17 protein-coding genes are annotated in these 14,848 nt (G+C 56.6%); 9 read left to right on the forward strand and 8 right to left on the reverse strand.

Annotated features, from left to right (window positions below; genetic code table 11):
• Positions 1 to 25 precede the first annotated feature (25 nt).
• Positions 26 to 688 carry a Tim44/TimA family putative adaptor protein gene (locus C2I35_RS08355; protein WP_103762593.1) on the reverse strand — a complete coding sequence of 221 codons (663 nt, stop codon included), beginning with the start codon at positions 686 to 688 and terminating at the stop codon, positions 26 to 28.
• 113 nt (positions 689 to 801) lie between these two features.
• On the opposite strand from C2I35_RS08355, the gene C2I35_RS08360 reads away from it, so the two are divergent.
• Positions 802 to 1,299, forward strand: a complete 498-nt coding sequence (locus C2I35_RS08360) for an FxsA family protein (RefSeq protein WP_103762594.1) — start codon at positions 802 to 804, stop codon at positions 1,297 to 1,299.
• 75 nt (positions 1,300 to 1,374) lie between these two features.
• Positions 1,375 to 1,890, forward strand: a complete 516-nt coding sequence (gene secB, locus C2I35_RS08365; protein ID WP_103762981.1) for a protein-export chaperone SecB — start codon at positions 1,375 to 1,377, stop codon at positions 1,888 to 1,890.
• On the opposite strand, the gene dnaQ is transcribed toward secB, so the two are convergent.
• Genes dnaQ through C2I35_RS08385 form a run of 4 tightly spaced genes read right to left on the reverse strand, consistent with a single transcriptional unit; the run spans position 1,887 to position 4,594 of the window.
• Positions 1,887 to 2,582 carry a DNA polymerase III subunit epsilon gene (dnaQ, locus tag C2I35_RS08370; RefSeq protein WP_103762595.1) on the reverse strand — a complete coding sequence of 232 codons (696 nt, stop codon included), beginning with the start codon at positions 2,580 to 2,582 and terminating at the stop codon, positions 1,887 to 1,889. The genes secB and dnaQ overlap by 4 nt on opposite strands.
• On the reverse strand, positions 2,575 to 3,168 hold the full coding sequence (gene coaE / locus C2I35_RS08375) for a dephospho-CoA kinase (protein WP_103762596.1): 594 nt from the start codon (positions 3,166 to 3,168) through the stop codon (positions 2,575 to 2,577). The genes dnaQ and coaE overlap by 8 nt, the downstream gene beginning before the upstream one ends.
• Entirely contained in the window at positions 3,165 to 3,998 is an 834-nt protein-coding gene (locus tag C2I35_RS08380) for a shikimate dehydrogenase (protein WP_103762597.1), read from the reverse strand. Before C2I35_RS08380 ends, coaE begins: the two co-directional genes overlap by 4 nt.
• On the reverse strand, positions 3,995 to 4,594 hold the full coding sequence (locus C2I35_RS08385) for a Maf family protein (RefSeq protein WP_103762982.1): 600 nt from the start codon (positions 4,592 to 4,594) through the stop codon (positions 3,995 to 3,997). The genes C2I35_RS08380 and C2I35_RS08385 overlap by 4 nt, the downstream gene beginning before the upstream one ends.
• A gap of 416 nt (positions 4,595 to 5,010) precedes the next feature.
• Here C2I35_RS08385 and hemJ point away from each other — a divergent pair, with 416 nt between their 5' ends.
• From hemJ to C2I35_RS08420, 7 genes are all read left to right on the forward strand, one after another.
• Positions 5,011 to 5,460 carry a protoporphyrinogen oxidase HemJ gene (gene hemJ, locus C2I35_RS08390; protein ID WP_103762598.1) on the forward strand — a complete coding sequence of 150 codons (450 nt, stop codon included), beginning with the start codon at positions 5,011 to 5,013 and terminating at the stop codon, positions 5,458 to 5,460.
• 124 nt (positions 5,461 to 5,584) lie between these two features.
• Positions 5,585 to 6,856 (forward strand): transcription termination factor Rho, encoded by a 1,272-nt coding sequence (gene rho / locus C2I35_RS08395; protein WP_103762599.1) that lies wholly within the window; start codon positions 5,585 to 5,587, stop codon positions 6,854 to 6,856.
• 23 nt (positions 6,857 to 6,879) lie between these two features.
• The gene (gene mnmE, locus C2I35_RS08400; RefSeq protein ID WP_103762600.1) at positions 6,880 to 8,166 is read left to right on the forward strand and encodes a tRNA uridine-5-carboxymethylaminomethyl(34) synthesis GTPase MnmE; all 1,287 of its coding nucleotides are present in this window, start codon (positions 6,880 to 6,882) and stop codon (positions 8,164 to 8,166) included.
• Positions 8,167 to 8,179: 13 nt separating this feature from the next.
• On the forward strand, positions 8,180 to 10,042 hold the full coding sequence (gene mnmG, locus C2I35_RS08405) for a tRNA uridine-5-carboxymethylaminomethyl(34) synthesis enzyme MnmG (RefSeq protein ID WP_103762983.1): 1,863 nt from the start codon (positions 8,180 to 8,182) through the stop codon (positions 10,040 to 10,042).
• Positions 10,039 to 10,650: a 16S rRNA (guanine(527)-N(7))-methyltransferase RsmG gene (gene rsmG / locus C2I35_RS08410; protein WP_103762601.1), complete on the forward strand. Its 612-nt coding sequence runs from the start codon at positions 10,039 to 10,041 to the stop codon at positions 10,648 to 10,650. Before mnmG ends, rsmG begins: the two co-directional genes overlap by 4 nt.
• Positions 10,643 to 11,452, forward strand: coding sequence for a ParA family protein (locus C2I35_RS08415; RefSeq protein WP_103762602.1), 810 nt, complete (start codon positions 10,643 to 10,645; stop codon positions 11,450 to 11,452). Before rsmG ends, C2I35_RS08415 begins: the two co-directional genes overlap by 8 nt.
• 10 nt (positions 11,453 to 11,462) lie before the next feature.
• Positions 11,463 to 12,362: a ParB/RepB/Spo0J family partition protein gene (locus tag C2I35_RS08420; RefSeq protein ID WP_103762603.1), complete on the forward strand. Its 900-nt coding sequence runs from the start codon at positions 11,463 to 11,465 to the stop codon at positions 12,360 to 12,362.
• On the opposite strand, the gene hemW is transcribed toward C2I35_RS08420, so the two are convergent.
• Genes hemW through rph form a run of 3 tightly spaced genes read right to left on the reverse strand, consistent with a single transcriptional unit; the run spans position 12,359 to position 14,826 of the window.
• Positions 12,359 to 13,516 carry a radical SAM family heme chaperone HemW gene (gene hemW / locus C2I35_RS08425; protein ID WP_103762604.1) on the reverse strand — a complete coding sequence of 386 codons (1,158 nt, stop codon included), beginning with the start codon at positions 13,514 to 13,516 and terminating at the stop codon, positions 12,359 to 12,361. The genes C2I35_RS08420 and hemW overlap by 4 nt on opposite strands.
• A complete protein-coding gene (gene rdgB, locus C2I35_RS08430; RefSeq protein ID WP_103762605.1) occupies positions 13,509 to 14,117 on the reverse strand; it encodes an RdgB/HAM1 family non-canonical purine NTP pyrophosphatase in 609 nt (202 codons plus the stop codon). The genes hemW and rdgB overlap by 8 nt, the downstream gene beginning before the upstream one ends.
• Positions 14,110 to 14,826 (reverse strand): ribonuclease PH, encoded by a 717-nt coding sequence (rph, locus tag C2I35_RS08435; RefSeq protein ID WP_103762606.1) that lies wholly within the window; start codon positions 14,824 to 14,826, stop codon positions 14,110 to 14,112. Before rph ends, rdgB begins: the two co-directional genes overlap by 8 nt.
• Positions 14,827 to 14,848 lie beyond the last annotated feature (22 nt).

The raw sequence follows: 14,848 nt of genomic DNA on the forward strand, positions 1-14,848 counted from the left end.
AATAAAGCCGCTGTCGCCCGTCCGATCATTCGTCCGTGGCAACAAGCCGCCAGTTGGGATCGTCGGAGCCCATCACACGTTCGAAGGTCCAGATATCCTTCTGCTTTTTGGATTTGCCAGGCTCACCCTCGACGATCTCGCCATTCTGGTCGCGCACGACCGAGATCAATTCACCGATGAAGCGCACGGTTATCTCGGCAGTATTGGTCGCGTCGTCGAACCGAGCGCCGGCCAGCGTGGTTTCGCGGACACCGACGAATTCAGCCTCGATGGTCAGGCCCTGTTGGGCACGGGACTCGACCACGCCGTTGAATGCCTCGAAGACGTCATCACCAAGGAACGGTCGCATCTCGTCCATCTGGCCGCGCTCAAAGGACATAAGAATCCATTCGTAAGCCTGCTTCGCGCCCTGCAGAAACTCGCCGACAGAGAAACTGCTTTCAATGCGTTTCATGTCTGCAAGCGCCTTGGCATCCTCGGACCCTTCGGGCACATGATCGGTGATGTCGTGATCGGGGCCCCCCTCGATTACTTCGAATTCCTGCCGGCGCGAAGGCGTCTGCGTCGAAGGGCGCGACTGTTGCGAAGGCTCGTACCCGTCGCGGGTGCCAAGAACACTTTTCAGGCGGAGTATCAGGAAAATCGCTATGCCCGCGAGGACAAGCAACTGAAGCAGGGGCGAATTCATTCATACCTCTCAACGTGCCCAGGATGGAAACCTCCCGGTGTTGTTCTTATGTAGGGTGTTGATCCGGGCGAGTCCACCGTACCCGCCTTTAGAAACCAAGGAGGATCATGCTCATGTGGCTATTTGTAGCCTTTCTGTTGGTGCCGCTTGTCGAAATCGCTTTGTTTATTCAAGTTGGCGGGTTCATCGGTTTGTGGCCGACGCTAGGGATTGTGGTACTGACCGCGATCATCGGCACTTGGCTGGTGCGCACGCAGGGGGCAATGGCCATCGGGCAGCTTCGGTCGTCGTTTCAGAAATTGGATGATCCGACCGAGCCGCTGGCCCACGGCGCCATGATCCTGATTGCCGGTGCGCTTCTGCTAACACCGGGGTTCTTTACAGACGCGGTGGGGTTCTCGCTACTTGCACCGCCCATTCGCAAATCGCTGTTCCAATTTCTTCGCAAGCGGATCAAGGTACGGCGTTTCGAAATGGGCCCCGAAGGCCCGCGCGACATGAAGCGAAAGCCGGGACCGCGCCAGCGGGATGACGTTATCGAAGGCCAATACGAGGAAGTGGATCCGCCGAAGACGCCGACGCATGGCAGTTCGGGCTGGACCCGCCACTGATATGCAAAGCATTGAGGCGCGTTCGGCATCCTGCTAATGCTTCGCACGATGAATTTTTCCGCCTGGAGACAGTACATGGCCGAACAGAATAACGGTGCCGCCAAGACGGACGCCCAAGCTACACAAACCGGACCGAAAATGAACGTGCTGACGCAGTTCATTCGGGACATGTCGTTCGAGAACGCATTGGCCCAGCGTGGATCGGGTGGCGAGGTGAACCCCGATGTTCAGGTCGCGGTAAACCTCGACGCAAAGAAGCGGTCTGCTGAGCATCAGTTCGAAGTCATGATCAAGCTTGTGATCACGTCAAAGAACAAGGGCACTGAAGAAACCCTGTTTCTGTTAGAGTTGGAATACGTCGGCGTATTCCAGATCGAGGATGTGCCGGACGACCAGATGCATCCTTTCCTTCTGATCGAATGTCCGCGGATGATCTTCCCGTTCGTTCGCCGCATCGTCAGCGATGTGACGCGGGACGGGGGCTTCCCACCGCTGAACCTTGAGACGATCGATTTCGTGCAGCTTTACCGCAACGAGATCAAACGCCGCCAAGCCGCCGCGGCAGAGGAAAAACCGACGCCCGACGCCTAAGTCAGTTGTTTCCAGAGCGCGCCGTCGCCCATGTGTTCCACGAATGCCTGGTGTGCGGCGCGTTCTTCTTCATTCAGGCGAGACGGCAGCGGTTTCGACCGTGGTCCGGGATGCCAGTCGGTTTCGGCGCTGTCTTCCGTGGTTTCCGGAGAATAAGCGCCAGCCAGTCCGAAATCCGGCTGTCGGCCGCCAATCAGTTCCAGGTAAACCTCGGCCAAGATCTCGGAGTCGAGCAGAGCCCCGTGCAGAGTGCGCGACGAATTGTCGATACTGAACCGGCGGCACAGTGCATCAAGCGATGCGGGCGAGCCCGGAAACTTGCGCCTTGCTATGTCGAGGGTGTCGATCGCCTGTTCCCAGGGAATTTTAGGCATGTTGAGCCAGCCAAGCTCGGCGTTCAGAAACTTCATGTCGAAGGCCGCATTGTGGATCACCAGCTTGGCGTCTGAAATGAAATCGACGAAGCTTTGGGCGATCTTCTCGAATACGGGTTTGTCGCGCAGAAAATCATCGCCAAGACCGTGAACCTCAAACGCTTCCTGCGGCATGGAGCGAAGCGGATTGATGTATTCGTGAAAGGTGCGGCCCGTCGGCATGTGGTTGTAAAGTTCCACCGCGCCGATCTCGACGATCCGGTCGCCCTGTTCGGGATCGAAGCCCGTGGTCTCGGTATCAAGCACGATTTCACGCATGGTTCTGCCTTCCCCGAATGTCCTTCAGGATATTCTGAACCTGCACGCGGGCATGTTCAAGCGTATCGGTCACGATGACAAAGTCGGCGCGCGCGCGTTTTTCCTCGTCGGGCATCTGCTTGGACAGGATCGCGTTGAACTGGTCTTCGGTCATGGTGCCACGGGCCAAAACGCGGTCCTTCTGAGTTTCGGCGGACACGGTGACGCAGACGGTGGCGTCCATCTGCGCGTCGCCGCCGGTTTCGAACAGCAGGGGAATATCCAGCACCGTAATATCAGCGTCTGTACCGGCCAAGAAAGCCGCACGGTCTCGAGCAACGAGGGGATGGACGATGCTTTCGATGGTTTCGAGGTCATGTGGATCTTCGGCGATAAGTGCCTTGAGTCGGTCGCGCGACACCGAGCCGTCTTTGACCGCTGTAGGGAAGGCGCGGCCGATGGGGGCGACTGCCGCACCGCCCCGAGCGTAAAGACGATGAACCGCCGCGTCGGCATCCCAAACCGCACAGCCGTTTTCGGCAAAGAGTTTTGCCGTGGTCGATTTTCCCATTCCGATGGAACCTGTCAGGCCCAGCTTGAAGGTCATCGGAGCGCTGCCGCCCGGGTCGCGCTGTCAACCTCGGGACGCACGCCGAACCAGCGCTCGAACGCGGGCACGGCCTGATGCAGCAACATTCCCAGGCCATCAACCGTCTGGCAGCCCAGCGCCTCTGCCTCGGCCAGAAGACGGGTCTTGAGCGGGGCATAGACAAGGTCCGTGACCAGCGTGCCCTTGTGCAAACCGTCGAGCGGAACGCGCAACGGCGGTTTGCCCATCATGCCAAGTGCGGTGGTGTTCACGACTGTTGCGGCATCTTCCATCATGTTCCCGGCCTGCACCCAGTCGACCACCACGATCCGCTTGCCGAACTCGGTTTTCAGCGCGTCGGCACGGACCCGCGTGCGGTTGGCGATCATGATTTCCGGCACGCCGACTTCAAGCAACGCCGAGATAACCGCCCGTGCCGCTCCACCAGCGCCCAGCAAAGCGGCGGGGCCAGCCTTGGGATTCCAGTCAGGCGCATTCTGGCGAAGATTCTGTATAAAGCCGACGCCATCTGTATTGTCGGCATGGATTTTGCCGTCCTTGCGGAAAATAAGCGTATTGGCCGCGCCGATCAGCGTGGCGCGATCGGTGATCAGGTCAGCGATTTCCAGCACCTTTTCCTTGTGTGGAACGGTGATATTGACGCCGACGAACCCCATCTTCGGAAGAGTGCGCAGGACATTTTCCAGATCATCCGCAGCGACGTCCATTGGAACGTAATAGCCGGGGATCCCGTGTGTCTTGAGCCAATGGCTGTGGATTTGCGGAGATTTCGAATGCGCAACCGGAGATCCGATCACGGCCGCCAGAGGAATCCTTTTCTCGGTCATGTCTCGATCTCTCCGCGCAATGCCAGGTATGAAAGCAATTCCAGAAGTGGCAGGCCAAGAACGTTGAAATAATCCCCGTGAACCTGGCTGAACAGCCGGATGCCTTCCTCTTCCAGCTTGTATGCACCGACGGCGTGCCGGATGCTATCCCAGTTACGGGTGACATACCCTTCGAGATAGTCATCCGAAAAATCTCGCATCGTCATCCGTACCACACCAACATGTCTCCAAACCGGCTTGCCGTCTTCGCAGATCACTGCGGCTGAAAGCAGTTCGTGCCGTTTGCCACGCATCGCCCGAAGCTGATCGAGCGCCTGTTCCGGCGTTTCGGGTTTGGACAGGATGCGGCGCTCGAAGCTGAGAACCTGATCGCAACCGATGACCAGCGCACCGGAGAGCTTCGTGCTTTGCTTGACGGCCTTCATTTCCGCCAGCGCATCGGCAATATCGCGTGGTGGCGCATCATCGGCCACCATGGAATCTCGGATCGCGTCCTCATCCACGCGGGCCGGCGACACCTCGAATTCCACCGCGGCGTTCCGGAGCAGCGTCTTCCTGATATCCGACCCCGAGGCCAGAATTATCCTGCGTGACATGTGGATATCCCGTTGCATATCTCTTCGGGTTTTTAGGGATAGAACGACGAAATTTCCAACACTTCCGGCGGAGACCTGAAAACCCCACCAGATCGTCATCTTCCGCCTATCTTTTACACGTGGGGAAAAGGAAAACCTGTTCTACTGGATAAGCGCGATCAGGCGACCTCGGGCAGTAGTTAATCCACTGTGAGCTTCAATCTCTGATAACTGAAAAACGATTTGAATTTAGCATTTTATCGGAAAATTATAGAAATTCGGAAAAGGTATTAACAAGTTTATCCACACAATCCCGGCACTCGGGACAAATCGGGTATAATTACATAATCCCCAGCTTGACCTGCCCCTACAAAATCATCATCCTTTTTCTTTTTATATTTATTAATTAGGAGGAGAGAACGTAGATAGGGAAAAACATGACAGACCTCCTTGCCTCGCTTTATCCATGGACGAAGGCGCTGCATATCATGGCGGTGATTTCCTGGATGGCAGGGCTATTCTACCTTCCCCGTCTTTTCGTTTATCACGCAGAACAGTCCAAGCCGGGTGACAGTCGTGACGAAGTGTTCCAGACGATGGAGCTAAAGCTTTTACGCGTCATCATGACTCCGGCGATGATTGTGGCCTGGGGTGCGGGGATCATACTGGTCGCCACGCCGGGTATCGTGGACTGGAGCGCTGTGTGGCCATATCTCAAGCTGGCCGGCGTGCTCGGCATGTCGTGGTTCCACCATTGGCTTGGACAGCAGCGAAAAGCCTTTGCCGGTGGTACCGCGACATTGTCGGGCCGACAGTACAGGATGATGAACGAAGTGCCTACGATCCTGATGGTCGTCATCGTTCTTGCGGTGGTCGTGAAGTTCTGAGATTGACTCGTGCCGTAGCTGATCTTAGGTAGCGTCAAACGGCGCCCGTCCGGGTTACCCGTCTTCCGTATAAAAAATCTGAACACGCGCGCGCACCACGCGTCGATGCCGCAAGGACCTATCCATGTCTGACGAACGTTTGAATCTGTCCGATCTCAAGAAGCAGACCGCCAAGGATCTGCTTTCGATGGCTGAAGAGCTCGAGATCGAGAATGCCTCGACCATGCGCAAGGGCGAGATGATGTTCCAGATCCTCCGTGAGCGCGCTGACGAGGGCTGGACCGTTTATGGCGACGGAACGCTTGAGGTCTTGCAGGATGGTTTCGGATTTCTGCGCTCGTCCGAAGCGAATTATCTGCCGGGCCCGGATGATATCTATGTCTCGCCAGAGACGATCCGCAAACATTCTCTGAGGACCGGCGACACGATCGAAGGCGAGATCAAGGCTCCCGAGGAGAACGAGCGGTACTTCGTGCTGACCTCGGTGACGCAGATCAACTTTGCAGATCCGGAAAACGCCAAGCACAAGATCGCATTCGACAACCTGACGCCGCTTTACCCTGACGAGCGGTTTCAGATGGAAATTGACGATCCGACGATCAAGGACAAGTCCGCCCGGGTGATCGACCTGGTCGCGCCAATCGGTAAAGGTCAACGGTCGTTGATCGTGGCGCCGCCGCGGACGGGTAAGACCGTCATCCTTCAGAACATCGCAACCAGCATCGAACGGAACCATCCCGAATGCTATCTGATCGTTCTACTGATCGACGAACGTCCCGAAGAGGTGACGGACATGCAGAGATCGGTGAAGGGAGAAGTCATCAGCTCGACCTTTGACGAGCCGGCCGCGCGGCACGTCGCGGTGGCGGAGATGGTGATCGAGAAGGCCAAGCGTTTGGTCGAACATAAACGAGATGTTGTTATTCTTCTCGATTCAATAACAAGACTTGGTAGGGCTTATAACACTGTTGTGCCGTCGTCGGGCAAGGTTCTGACAGGTGGTGTGGACGCCAATGCGCTGCAACGTCCAAAACGGTTCTTTGGTGCGGCCCGGAACATCGAGGAAGGTGGTTCGCTGACGATCATATCCACCGCGCTGATCGACACCGGCAGCCGGATGGACGAGGTGATCTTCGAGGAATTCAAGGGTACGGGTAACTCGGAACTGATCCTGGATCGCAAGATTGCAGATAAGCGCGTGTTCCCGGCCATCGACATCTTGAAATCGGGTACGCGGAAAGAAGACTTGTTGATCGACAAGGTAGACCTGCAAAAGACCTACGTCCTGCGTCGTATCTTGAATCCGATGGGGACGACGGATGCTATCGAGTTCCTGCTTGGAAAACTCAAGCAGACCAAGACGAACTCGGATTTCTTCGATTCGATGAACACTTGATGTAACACCCTGTCGGAAGACTGATGGACACGATTTTTGCCCTTTCGACGGCACCCGGAAAGGCAGGTGTCGCCATCATCCGTGTTTCTGGCGCTGGTGCATTTGCCGGGGTCAGGGCGTTGGTGGGTGACCTGCCGTGCGAAAGGCAAGCGGCTTTGCGCACGGTCCGGTCGCAAAACAGAGAGGTCATCGATAAAGCACTGGTGCTCGTGTTCGAAGAAGATCGAAGCTTTACGGGCGAGTCAACGGTTGAGCTTCAATGCCACGGCTCGTCCGCTGTCATTTCGGCGATCCTGGAGGCGCTTGGTCAGCAAAATGGATTGCGGCCGGCCGACCCTGGTGAGTTCACGCGGCGTGCTCTGGAGAACGAGCGGCTGGACCTTGCCCAAGTCGAAGGGTTGGCCGATCTTATTGACGCCGAAACCGAAGCACAACGAAGGCAGGCGCAGCGGGTCTTCTCCGGCGAACTTGGCGCGCGGGGCGAGCTTTGGCGTAGCAAGCTGATCCGGGCAGCGGCCTTGCTGGAGGCGACGATAGACTTCGCGGATGAAGAAGTGCCCGAGGACGTGTCGCCAGAGGTGAACGCGCTTCTGTCCGAAGTTCGCAGTGAATTGGACCTCCAGATTTCTGGCGTCCGTACTGCAGAACGCATCCGCGAGGGTTTTGAGGTTGCGATCGTAGGAGCGCCGAACATTGGCAAATCAACGCTTTTGAATGCGTTGGCCGGTCGTGACGCCGCGATCACGTCTGAGGTTGCGGGCACAACACGTGACGTCATCGAAGTGCGGATGGATTTGCACGGATTTCCAGTAACGCTTCTCGATACTGCGGGATTGAGGGAAACCGAGGACGTGGTCGAATCGATTGGAGTCGAGCGCGCGCGGGCACGGGCAGAGAATGCAGATCTTCGGGTATTTCTCGTACAGCCAGGTGGCGCGCCCGAGATTTTACCTCAAGAGAACGACTTGGTGCTCGTAGGAAAAGCGGATCTCTATGGTAATCCGCATGACGGCGTATCCGGTGCAACGGGACATGGGGTGTCCGGTCTTGTCCAGCGGATAACTGATGTTTTCAAAGACAGGGCCTCAAACGCTGGGGTGGCCACGCGTTTGCGGCACAAGCGGGCCTTGGAAGCCGGGAGCGCTTATCTTCAAGGTGCAACGGACATGCTGAACACTCCGGAGGGCGCATCGGATCTTGTCGCAGAAGAGCTGCGAAGTGCTGTGCGCGCCCTTGATTCTCTGGTAGGACGAGTTGATATTGAGAACGTTTTGGACGAAATATTCTCGAGCTTCTGCCTGGGTAAATAGCGGAGTGTTTCACGTGAAACATTTTGATGTCATCGTTATTGGCGGCGGTCACGCTGGCGCTGACGCGGCGCACGCGGCGGCGCGAATGGGCGCGCGCACGGCGCTTGTTACGCTGACACACGCGTCTATCGGTGTGATGTCGTGCAACCCAGCGATTGGGGGGTTGGGAAAAGGGCACCTCGTACGAGAGATTGACGCTTTGGACGGTATCATGGGGCGCGTCGCGGATGCGGCGGGTATTCAGTTTCGTCTTTTGAACCGTCGGAAAGGTCCAGCGGTACAGGGCCCTAGAACCCAGGCTGACCGCAAGATTTACCGCGAGGCGATACAAAGCGAGATTGCTGCTCAGCCAAATCTCTCGGTCATTGAGGGTGAGGCGGCAGATTTTCTGTTTGAGGGCGAAGCGGTCGCAGGCGTACTGCTTGCGGATGGCAGCAGCATTTCTGCGCATTCAGTGGTGCTAACGACCGGTACATTCTTGCGCGGTGTCATTCACATTGGCGACGTCTCGCGCCCCGGCGGTCGTATGGGAGACAAGCCATCTGTAAAGCTTGCCGAGCGAATTGATGAATTCGGACTTCCCTTGGGTCGGCTCAAGACGGGCACACCGCCCAGGCTGAACGGAAAGACGATCAATTGGGATGGGCTGGACGTGCAGCCGGCAGATGAAGATCCGGTGATGTTTTCCTTCATGTCCAAGGCGCCAACGGCCCGGCAGATTTCATGCGGGATTACGCATACCAACGAGACTACACACGACATCATTCGAGCCAATCTTAAGCGCTCAGCCATGTACGGTGGGCATATAGATGGGGTCGGACCACGCTACTGCCCCTCCATCGAGGATAAGATCGTGCGGTTTGCGGACAAACAGTCTCACCAGATCTTCCTTGAGCCGGAAAGCCTGTCTGATGATGTGATTTATCCAAACGGTATTTCGACATCGTTGCCAGAAGACATCCAGCAAGAGTACGTTCACTCGATTAACGGCCTTGAGAATGCTGAGATTCTTCAGCCTGGTTACGCGATAGAATACGATTACGTGGACCCGCGGGCGCTAGATACGACGCTCGCGGTGCGATCGGTGCCCGGACTTTATTTGGCTGGTCAAATCAATGGGACTACCGGTTATGAAGAGGCCGCCGCGCAAGGGGTGGTGGCAGGATTGAACGCTGCGCTCTCGGCTTTGCGGCGTGAGCCGGTCATTTTCAAACGCTCTGAAAGCTATATCGGGGTCATGATAGATGATCTGACCATGCGTGGCGTGACGGAGCCGTACAGAATGTTCACGTCCCGCGCAGAGTTCAGGTTGTCGCTGAGAGCAGACAATGCGGACCAGCGCCTGACACCTATCGGTTTGAGCTTGGGGTGCGTCGGGGAAAACCGTCGTGCCGCGTTTGGCGAAAAGATGAAGCGGCTCGAGGCCGGTAAGGACAAGATCAGCACACAAAGCTACACACCCAAACAGTTGAATACAGCAGGCATCAAAGTAAACGAGGATGGCTCGAAGCGTGATGGGTTTGCGCTGCTTGCGTATCCTGACGTACAGTTCGAAGATCTGCTCGCTCTTGACCCATCTCTTTCCGAGATTGATGTGGAATCGCGTCGCCAGCTTGAGAGGGATGCGCTTTACGCGAATTATATCGAGCGTCAGAACCGTGATGTCGAGCTTATGAAGAACGACGAAAAGCACGCGATACCGAATGGCTTCGACTTCAGTTGTGTCGAAGGATTATCGAGTGAGCTGAAAAGTAAGCTGACTGCTGCACGACCGGAAAACCTTTCCCAAGCGAGTAGAATCGACGGAATGACGCCGGCTGCTTTGACAATCATATTGGCCAAGCTCCGCCAGCAAAAAAGATCGAGGTCGGCATGAGCGTCATTGGCGACTTGCGTGTTTCACGTGAAACAATCCAAAAGCTGGAGCATTACGCAGACGCGCTCAGAAAATGGAACCCCAAGATCAACCTCGTCTCCAAGTCGACTATTGATGATCTTTGGCGCCGACACTTTGTCGATTCTGCGCAGATCTTGGAGCTTGCGCCTTCGGATGCGAAAACATGGGCAGATCTTGGCGCCGGTGGTGGTTTTCCAGGCTTGGTTGTCGCTATTATTGCCGCAGAAATTCAGCCAAAACTTTCTATGACACTTGTGGAATCGGACCATCGAAAATGCACATTTCTCCGTAGCGTATTAAGGGAAACCTCGATCAAGGCAAACGTAATCTCTCGTCGTATCGAAGAGATCCCGCCGTTGCAGGCTTGCGTTATATCGGCACGTGCTTTGGCGGAATTGCCAAAGCTTCTTTCGTTGTCGCACGGGCATTCAGCAAAAGGCGGTGTAATGCTGTTTCCAAAGGGCGAAAACTGGCGAACAGAAGTGTCTGAGGCGCAATCGAAGTGGCGTTTCGACCACCAAGTTGCTAAAAGCAAGACGAACACAAAATCCGTCATTCTACGCATTTCAGGAGTTTGCCGTGCTTGATCTCACGCGCACTGCCGGACCGAAAATCATCGCGATCGCAAATCAGAAAGGCGGCGTCGGGAAAACCACAACAACAATAAATCTGGCAGCCGCCTTGTCAGAGGACGGGTTCAAAGTTTTGATCGTCGATCTTGATCCACAGGGCAACGCATCGACCGGCTTGGGAGTTGAGCCTGGCGAGCGGGAATACACCACATACGAGCTTTTGCTTGAGGAAATCGAGCTTGGCCGGGTAATCCAAAAAACGGCTCAGGACAACTTGAGTATCGTGCCTGCCACGGTCGATCTGAGTTCTGCGGACATGGAGCTTATTTCGAACGAAAAGCGAAGCTTTCTTTTGCATGACGCGCTGCGTCAGCCCGCAATGGACGGTTTTGCGTTCGATTTCATTCTGATCGACTGCCCGCCTTCGCTTAATCTGCTGACCGTGAACGCGATGGTGGCGGCGCACTCCGTTCTTGTGCCATTGCAATCCGAATTCTTCGCACTCGAGGGGTTGTCTCAGCTGATGTTGACGGTGCGCGAGGTACGTCAGTCCGCGAACAAGGATTTACGGATCGAAGGTGTTGTCTTGACCATGTATGACGGCCGGAACAATCTGTCATCACAAGTCGAGCAAGATGCCCGCGACAACCTTGGGTCACTGGTGTTTCAGACGAAAATTCCGCGTAATGTCAGGGTGAGCGAAGCGCCATCTTATGCCCTTCCGGTGCTTTCCTACGACCCGGCATCCAAAGGTGCGGAGGCGTACCGTGCGCTTGCACGGGAACTGGTACAAAACAACAAGCGCCAGGCGGCGTAAGGAGAGCGGGATGTCCGAAAACAGATCAAAACGAGGCCTGGGACGGGGGTTGTCGGCGTTGATGTCAGATGTGGCAGAGTCGCAAGATGCGCCCGAGAACGCGGCAAAGGCTGCGGACAAGGCGGTACCGATTGAAAAGATCGAGCCGAATCCCGACCAGCCGCGGCGGGACTTCGACGAAGCAGCGATGCAAGACCTTGCGTCGTCGATCGGGGCAAAGGGCATCATCCAACCTTTGATCGTACGGCCGAACCCCAGAAAGAGTGGCGCCTACGAGATTGTTGCAGGCGAACGGCGTTGGCGGGCCGCGCAACTCGCCAAGCTTCACGATGTTCCGGTGATCGTTCGGGAGTTTGACGATACCGAGGTTCTGGAAGTCGCCATTATTGAGAATATCCAGCGCGCCGACCTGAATCCAGTCGAAGAAGCGGCTGGATACAGCCAGCTAATGGAGCGGTTCGGTCACACCCAGGAAAAGCTGGCCCAGGCCTTGGGTAAGAGTCGCAGTTACATTGCGAACCTTGTTCGTTTGCTTGGTTTGCCAGATGACGTCCTGACATATTTGCGCGACGGGAGGTTGAGCGCAGGCCATGCGCGCGCCCTGATAACATCTGACGATCCGTCCGGACTTGCCAGCCAAGTGCTGAAGAAAGGGCTGTCAGTGCGCGAGACCGAGAAGTTGGCCAAGAAAAGCGAGGGCAACATTTTTTCGGATGAAGGCAAGCCGAAGAAGAAGGGCTCGGCGCAGAAGGACGCCGATACAAAGGCACTGGAAGGCGATCTGGCGGCGAACCTCGGGATGAAAGTTGCGCTGAACCACAAGCCGGGGGCGGAGAATGGGAGCATGACCATTTCCTATACTAGCCTCGATGAACTGGACGATCTGTGCCGAAAGCTAACCGGCAGTTAGTCGTTGAGCAGTTCCGCAATGACGCGGTTAAGGAGCAGCCGGCCAGCAGGCGTGACCGATAACCGCTCTCGCTGAACCTCCAGTAGGCCAAGTTCTGTTAGCTCGGTTATTTTAGACGGCGAAATTGGCGCGCCAGACAAAGCATGGTGCCTGTACAGATCAATGCCTTCGACGATCCTCAGGCCCATCAGAAGATGCTCGGCCTTCTGATCTACGCTATCTATTTTACTGAATAATTTCAGTGACTTACTTTCTTCTGAGCGCGTCAGCCATTGCTCCGGGTTGGACCAGGCTTCCGTCTCGTGTCGCGCGCCGTTCAGCGTGATCCGGCCATGGGCGCCGGGGCCGATGCCCACGTAGTCGCCATAACGCCAGTAGACGAGATTGTGCCGGGATTCGGCGCCCGGCTTGGCGTGATTTGAAACCTCGTAGGCGCTGAATCCGGCTGCTTCGCACAGTTCCTGCGTCAGTTCGTACATATCGGCGGCAAGATCGTCCGATGGAAGGCCACGCAGACCGCCCCGAGCGCGCCTTTGAGAGAAGATCGTGCCGGGTTCGATGGTGAGTTGGTAAAGAGAGAGGTGATCGACAGCGAGCGCAAGGGCCTCGGAAAGCTCCTGGCGCCAATCCGTCAGGGTTTGATCCTGCCGGGCATAAATGAGATCGAAACTGACCCGGTTGAAATGGGCGCGGGCGATTTCATAGGCGCTGATGGCCTCTGCCGCGCTGTGAATGCGCCCGAGACGGCGCAGGTCGTCGTCGCGCAAGGATTGAACGCCAAGGGACACCCGGTTTACACCAGCTTGGGAAAACCCGGCGAAACGATCCGCCTCGACCGAACCGGGATTCGCCTCAAGCGTGATTTCGATATCGTTGGCAGGCGTCCAGATCCGACAGGCATGTTCGATGATGGTCGCCACCAACTCCGGCTTCATAAGGCTTGGCGTGCCACCTCCGAAAAAAATGGAGTTCAAAACCCGGCCCGGGAGGCGTTCGGCAAATCGGTCAAGTTCTCGCAAATAGGCTCTAAGCCACCGCGATTGATCGATCTCGCTCCGAACGTGGCTGTTGAAATCGCAATAAGGGCATTTCGCCTCGCAGAAGGGCCAATGAATGTAGAGGCCAAAGCCGCCAGCCTGCCAATCCTCAGTCAAAGCAGCCCTTCACAAGTTTGGCAAACGCATCGGCGCGATGACTGATCTTGTTCTTCTCCGACCCGTCCATCTCACCGAAGGTAATGTCGTATCCGTTCGGTTGAAAAATCGGGTCGTAGCCGTGGCCGTGCGTTCCGCGCATCGGCCAAACAATTTTCCCGTCAATGGTGCCGGGAAAAACTTCGTCATGCCCATCGGGCCATGCCAAAACCAAAGTGCAGCAGAACCGTGCTGTCCAGGGCTGTGCTGCACCAACCTCCAGGATGCGGTCATGTGCCTTGACCATCGCCATGGCAAAATCGCGACCAGTCTCTGTTTCAGCCCAATCCGCTGTATAAACGCCCGGAGCGCCCCCAAGCGCGTCAATCTCGATACCACTGTCGTCGGACAAGGAAGGCAGCCCCGTCGCCTGCGCGGCGGCATGGGCCTTGATCCGGGCATTGCCAACAAAGGTGGTTTCGGTTTCATCGGGCTCGCCCAGTTGCATTGCTGCGGCGCCGACGACCTTGATACCGTAGGGTTCAAGCAACGTTACGATCTCTTCAAGTTTGCCCGCGTTGTGGGTGGCAACCAGAAGTGTATCGCCCGAGAACTTACGCATCCGCAGCCGCTTTCTGTATCGCGACAAGCTCGCCGACGCCTTTTTCCGCGAGGTCCATGAGGCTCTCCATCTCGGTCCGGCTGAAGGTTGCACCCTCGGCACTCATCTGGACCTCAATGAGGCGGCCGGTGCCGGTCATGATGAAATTGCCGTCGACACCGGCGTCGCTGTCCTCCGGGTAGTCCAGATCAAGGACGGGCTGGCCCGCATAAATGCCACAGCTGACGGCGGCCACGGGATCGACGAGCGGGTCACTGAGTATGTCGCCGATTTTGAGCAGTTTGTTGACCGCAAGGCGCAGCGCGACCCAACCTCCGGTAATGGAGGCGCAACGTGTTCCACCATCAGCCTGAATTACATCGCAATCGACGGTGATCTGACGTTCGCCCAAGGCCACACGATCGACACCGGCGCGCAGACTGCGCCCGATGAGGCGCTGAATCTCAACGGTCCGTCCACCCTGTTTGCCTGCAGATGCCTCGCGCCGCATACGCGACGTGGTCGAACGCGGCAGCATTCCGTACTCTGCCGTGACCCAGCCGAGGCCGGAGCCCTTGATGAACGGCGGAACACGATCCTCGATCGTTGCGGTACACAGGACGTGGGTGTCGCCGATGCGGATCATGCAGGATCCTTCGGCATGTTTGGTCACGCCCGTTTCGATTGAAACCGCGCGCATTTCACTTAAGTCTCTTCCCGAAGGACGCATGCCAGATCTCCTTGTTTGCCTG

This window comes from Roseovarius confluentis, from assembly GCF_002917925.1.
In the GTDB taxonomy this organism is placed as follows: Bacteria; Pseudomonadota; Alphaproteobacteria; order Rhodobacterales; family Rhodobacteraceae; genus Roseovarius; species Roseovarius confluentis.

Bases quoted from the DNA above. Each gene is read 5' to 3' on its own strand.
- rdgB (WP_103762605.1), bottom strand. From the start codon at position 14,117: ATGCGTAAGTTCTCGGGCGATACACTTCTGGTTGCCACCCACAACGCG.
- rsmG (WP_103762601.1), top strand. From the start codon at position 10,039: ATGAGCGTCATTGGCGACTTGCGTGTTTCACGTGAAACAATCCAAAAG.
- C2I35_RS08355 (WP_103762593.1), bottom strand. From the start codon at position 688: ATGAATTCGCCCCTGCTTCAGTTGCTTGTCCTCGCGGGCATAGCGATT.
- coaE (WP_103762596.1), bottom strand. From the start codon at position 3,168: ATGACCTTCAAGCTGGGCCTGACAGGTTCCATCGGAATGGGAAAATCG.
- secB (WP_103762981.1), top strand. From the start codon at position 1,375: ATGGCCGAACAGAATAACGGTGCCGCCAAGACGGACGCCCAAGCTACA.
- dnaQ (WP_103762595.1), bottom strand. From the start codon at position 2,582: ATGCGTGAAATCGTGCTTGATACCGAGACCACGGGCTTCGATCCCGAA.
- C2I35_RS08385 (WP_103762982.1), bottom strand. From the start codon at position 4,594: ATGTCACGCAGGATAATTCTGGCCTCGGGGTCGGATATCAGGAAGACG.
- C2I35_RS08380 (WP_103762597.1), bottom strand. From the start codon at position 3,998: ATGACCGAGAAAAGGATTCCTCTGGCGGCCGTGATCGGATCTCCGGTT.
- C2I35_RS08360 (WP_103762594.1), top strand. From the start codon at position 802: ATGTGGCTATTTGTAGCCTTTCTGTTGGTGCCGCTTGTCGAAATCGCT.
- C2I35_RS08420 (WP_103762603.1), top strand. From the start codon at position 11,463: ATGTCCGAAAACAGATCAAAACGAGGCCTGGGACGGGGGTTGTCGGCG.
- hemJ (WP_103762598.1), top strand. From the start codon at position 5,011: ATGACAGACCTCCTTGCCTCGCTTTATCCATGGACGAAGGCGCTGCAT.
- rph (WP_103762606.1), bottom strand. From the start codon at position 14,826: ATGCGTCCTTCGGGAAGAGACTTAAGTGAAATGCGCGCGGTTTCAATC.
- mnmE (WP_103762600.1), top strand. From the start codon at position 6,880: ATGGACACGATTTTTGCCCTTTCGACGGCACCCGGAAAGGCAGGTGTC.
- rho (WP_103762599.1), top strand. From the start codon at position 5,585: ATGTCTGACGAACGTTTGAATCTGTCCGATCTCAAGAAGCAGACCGCC.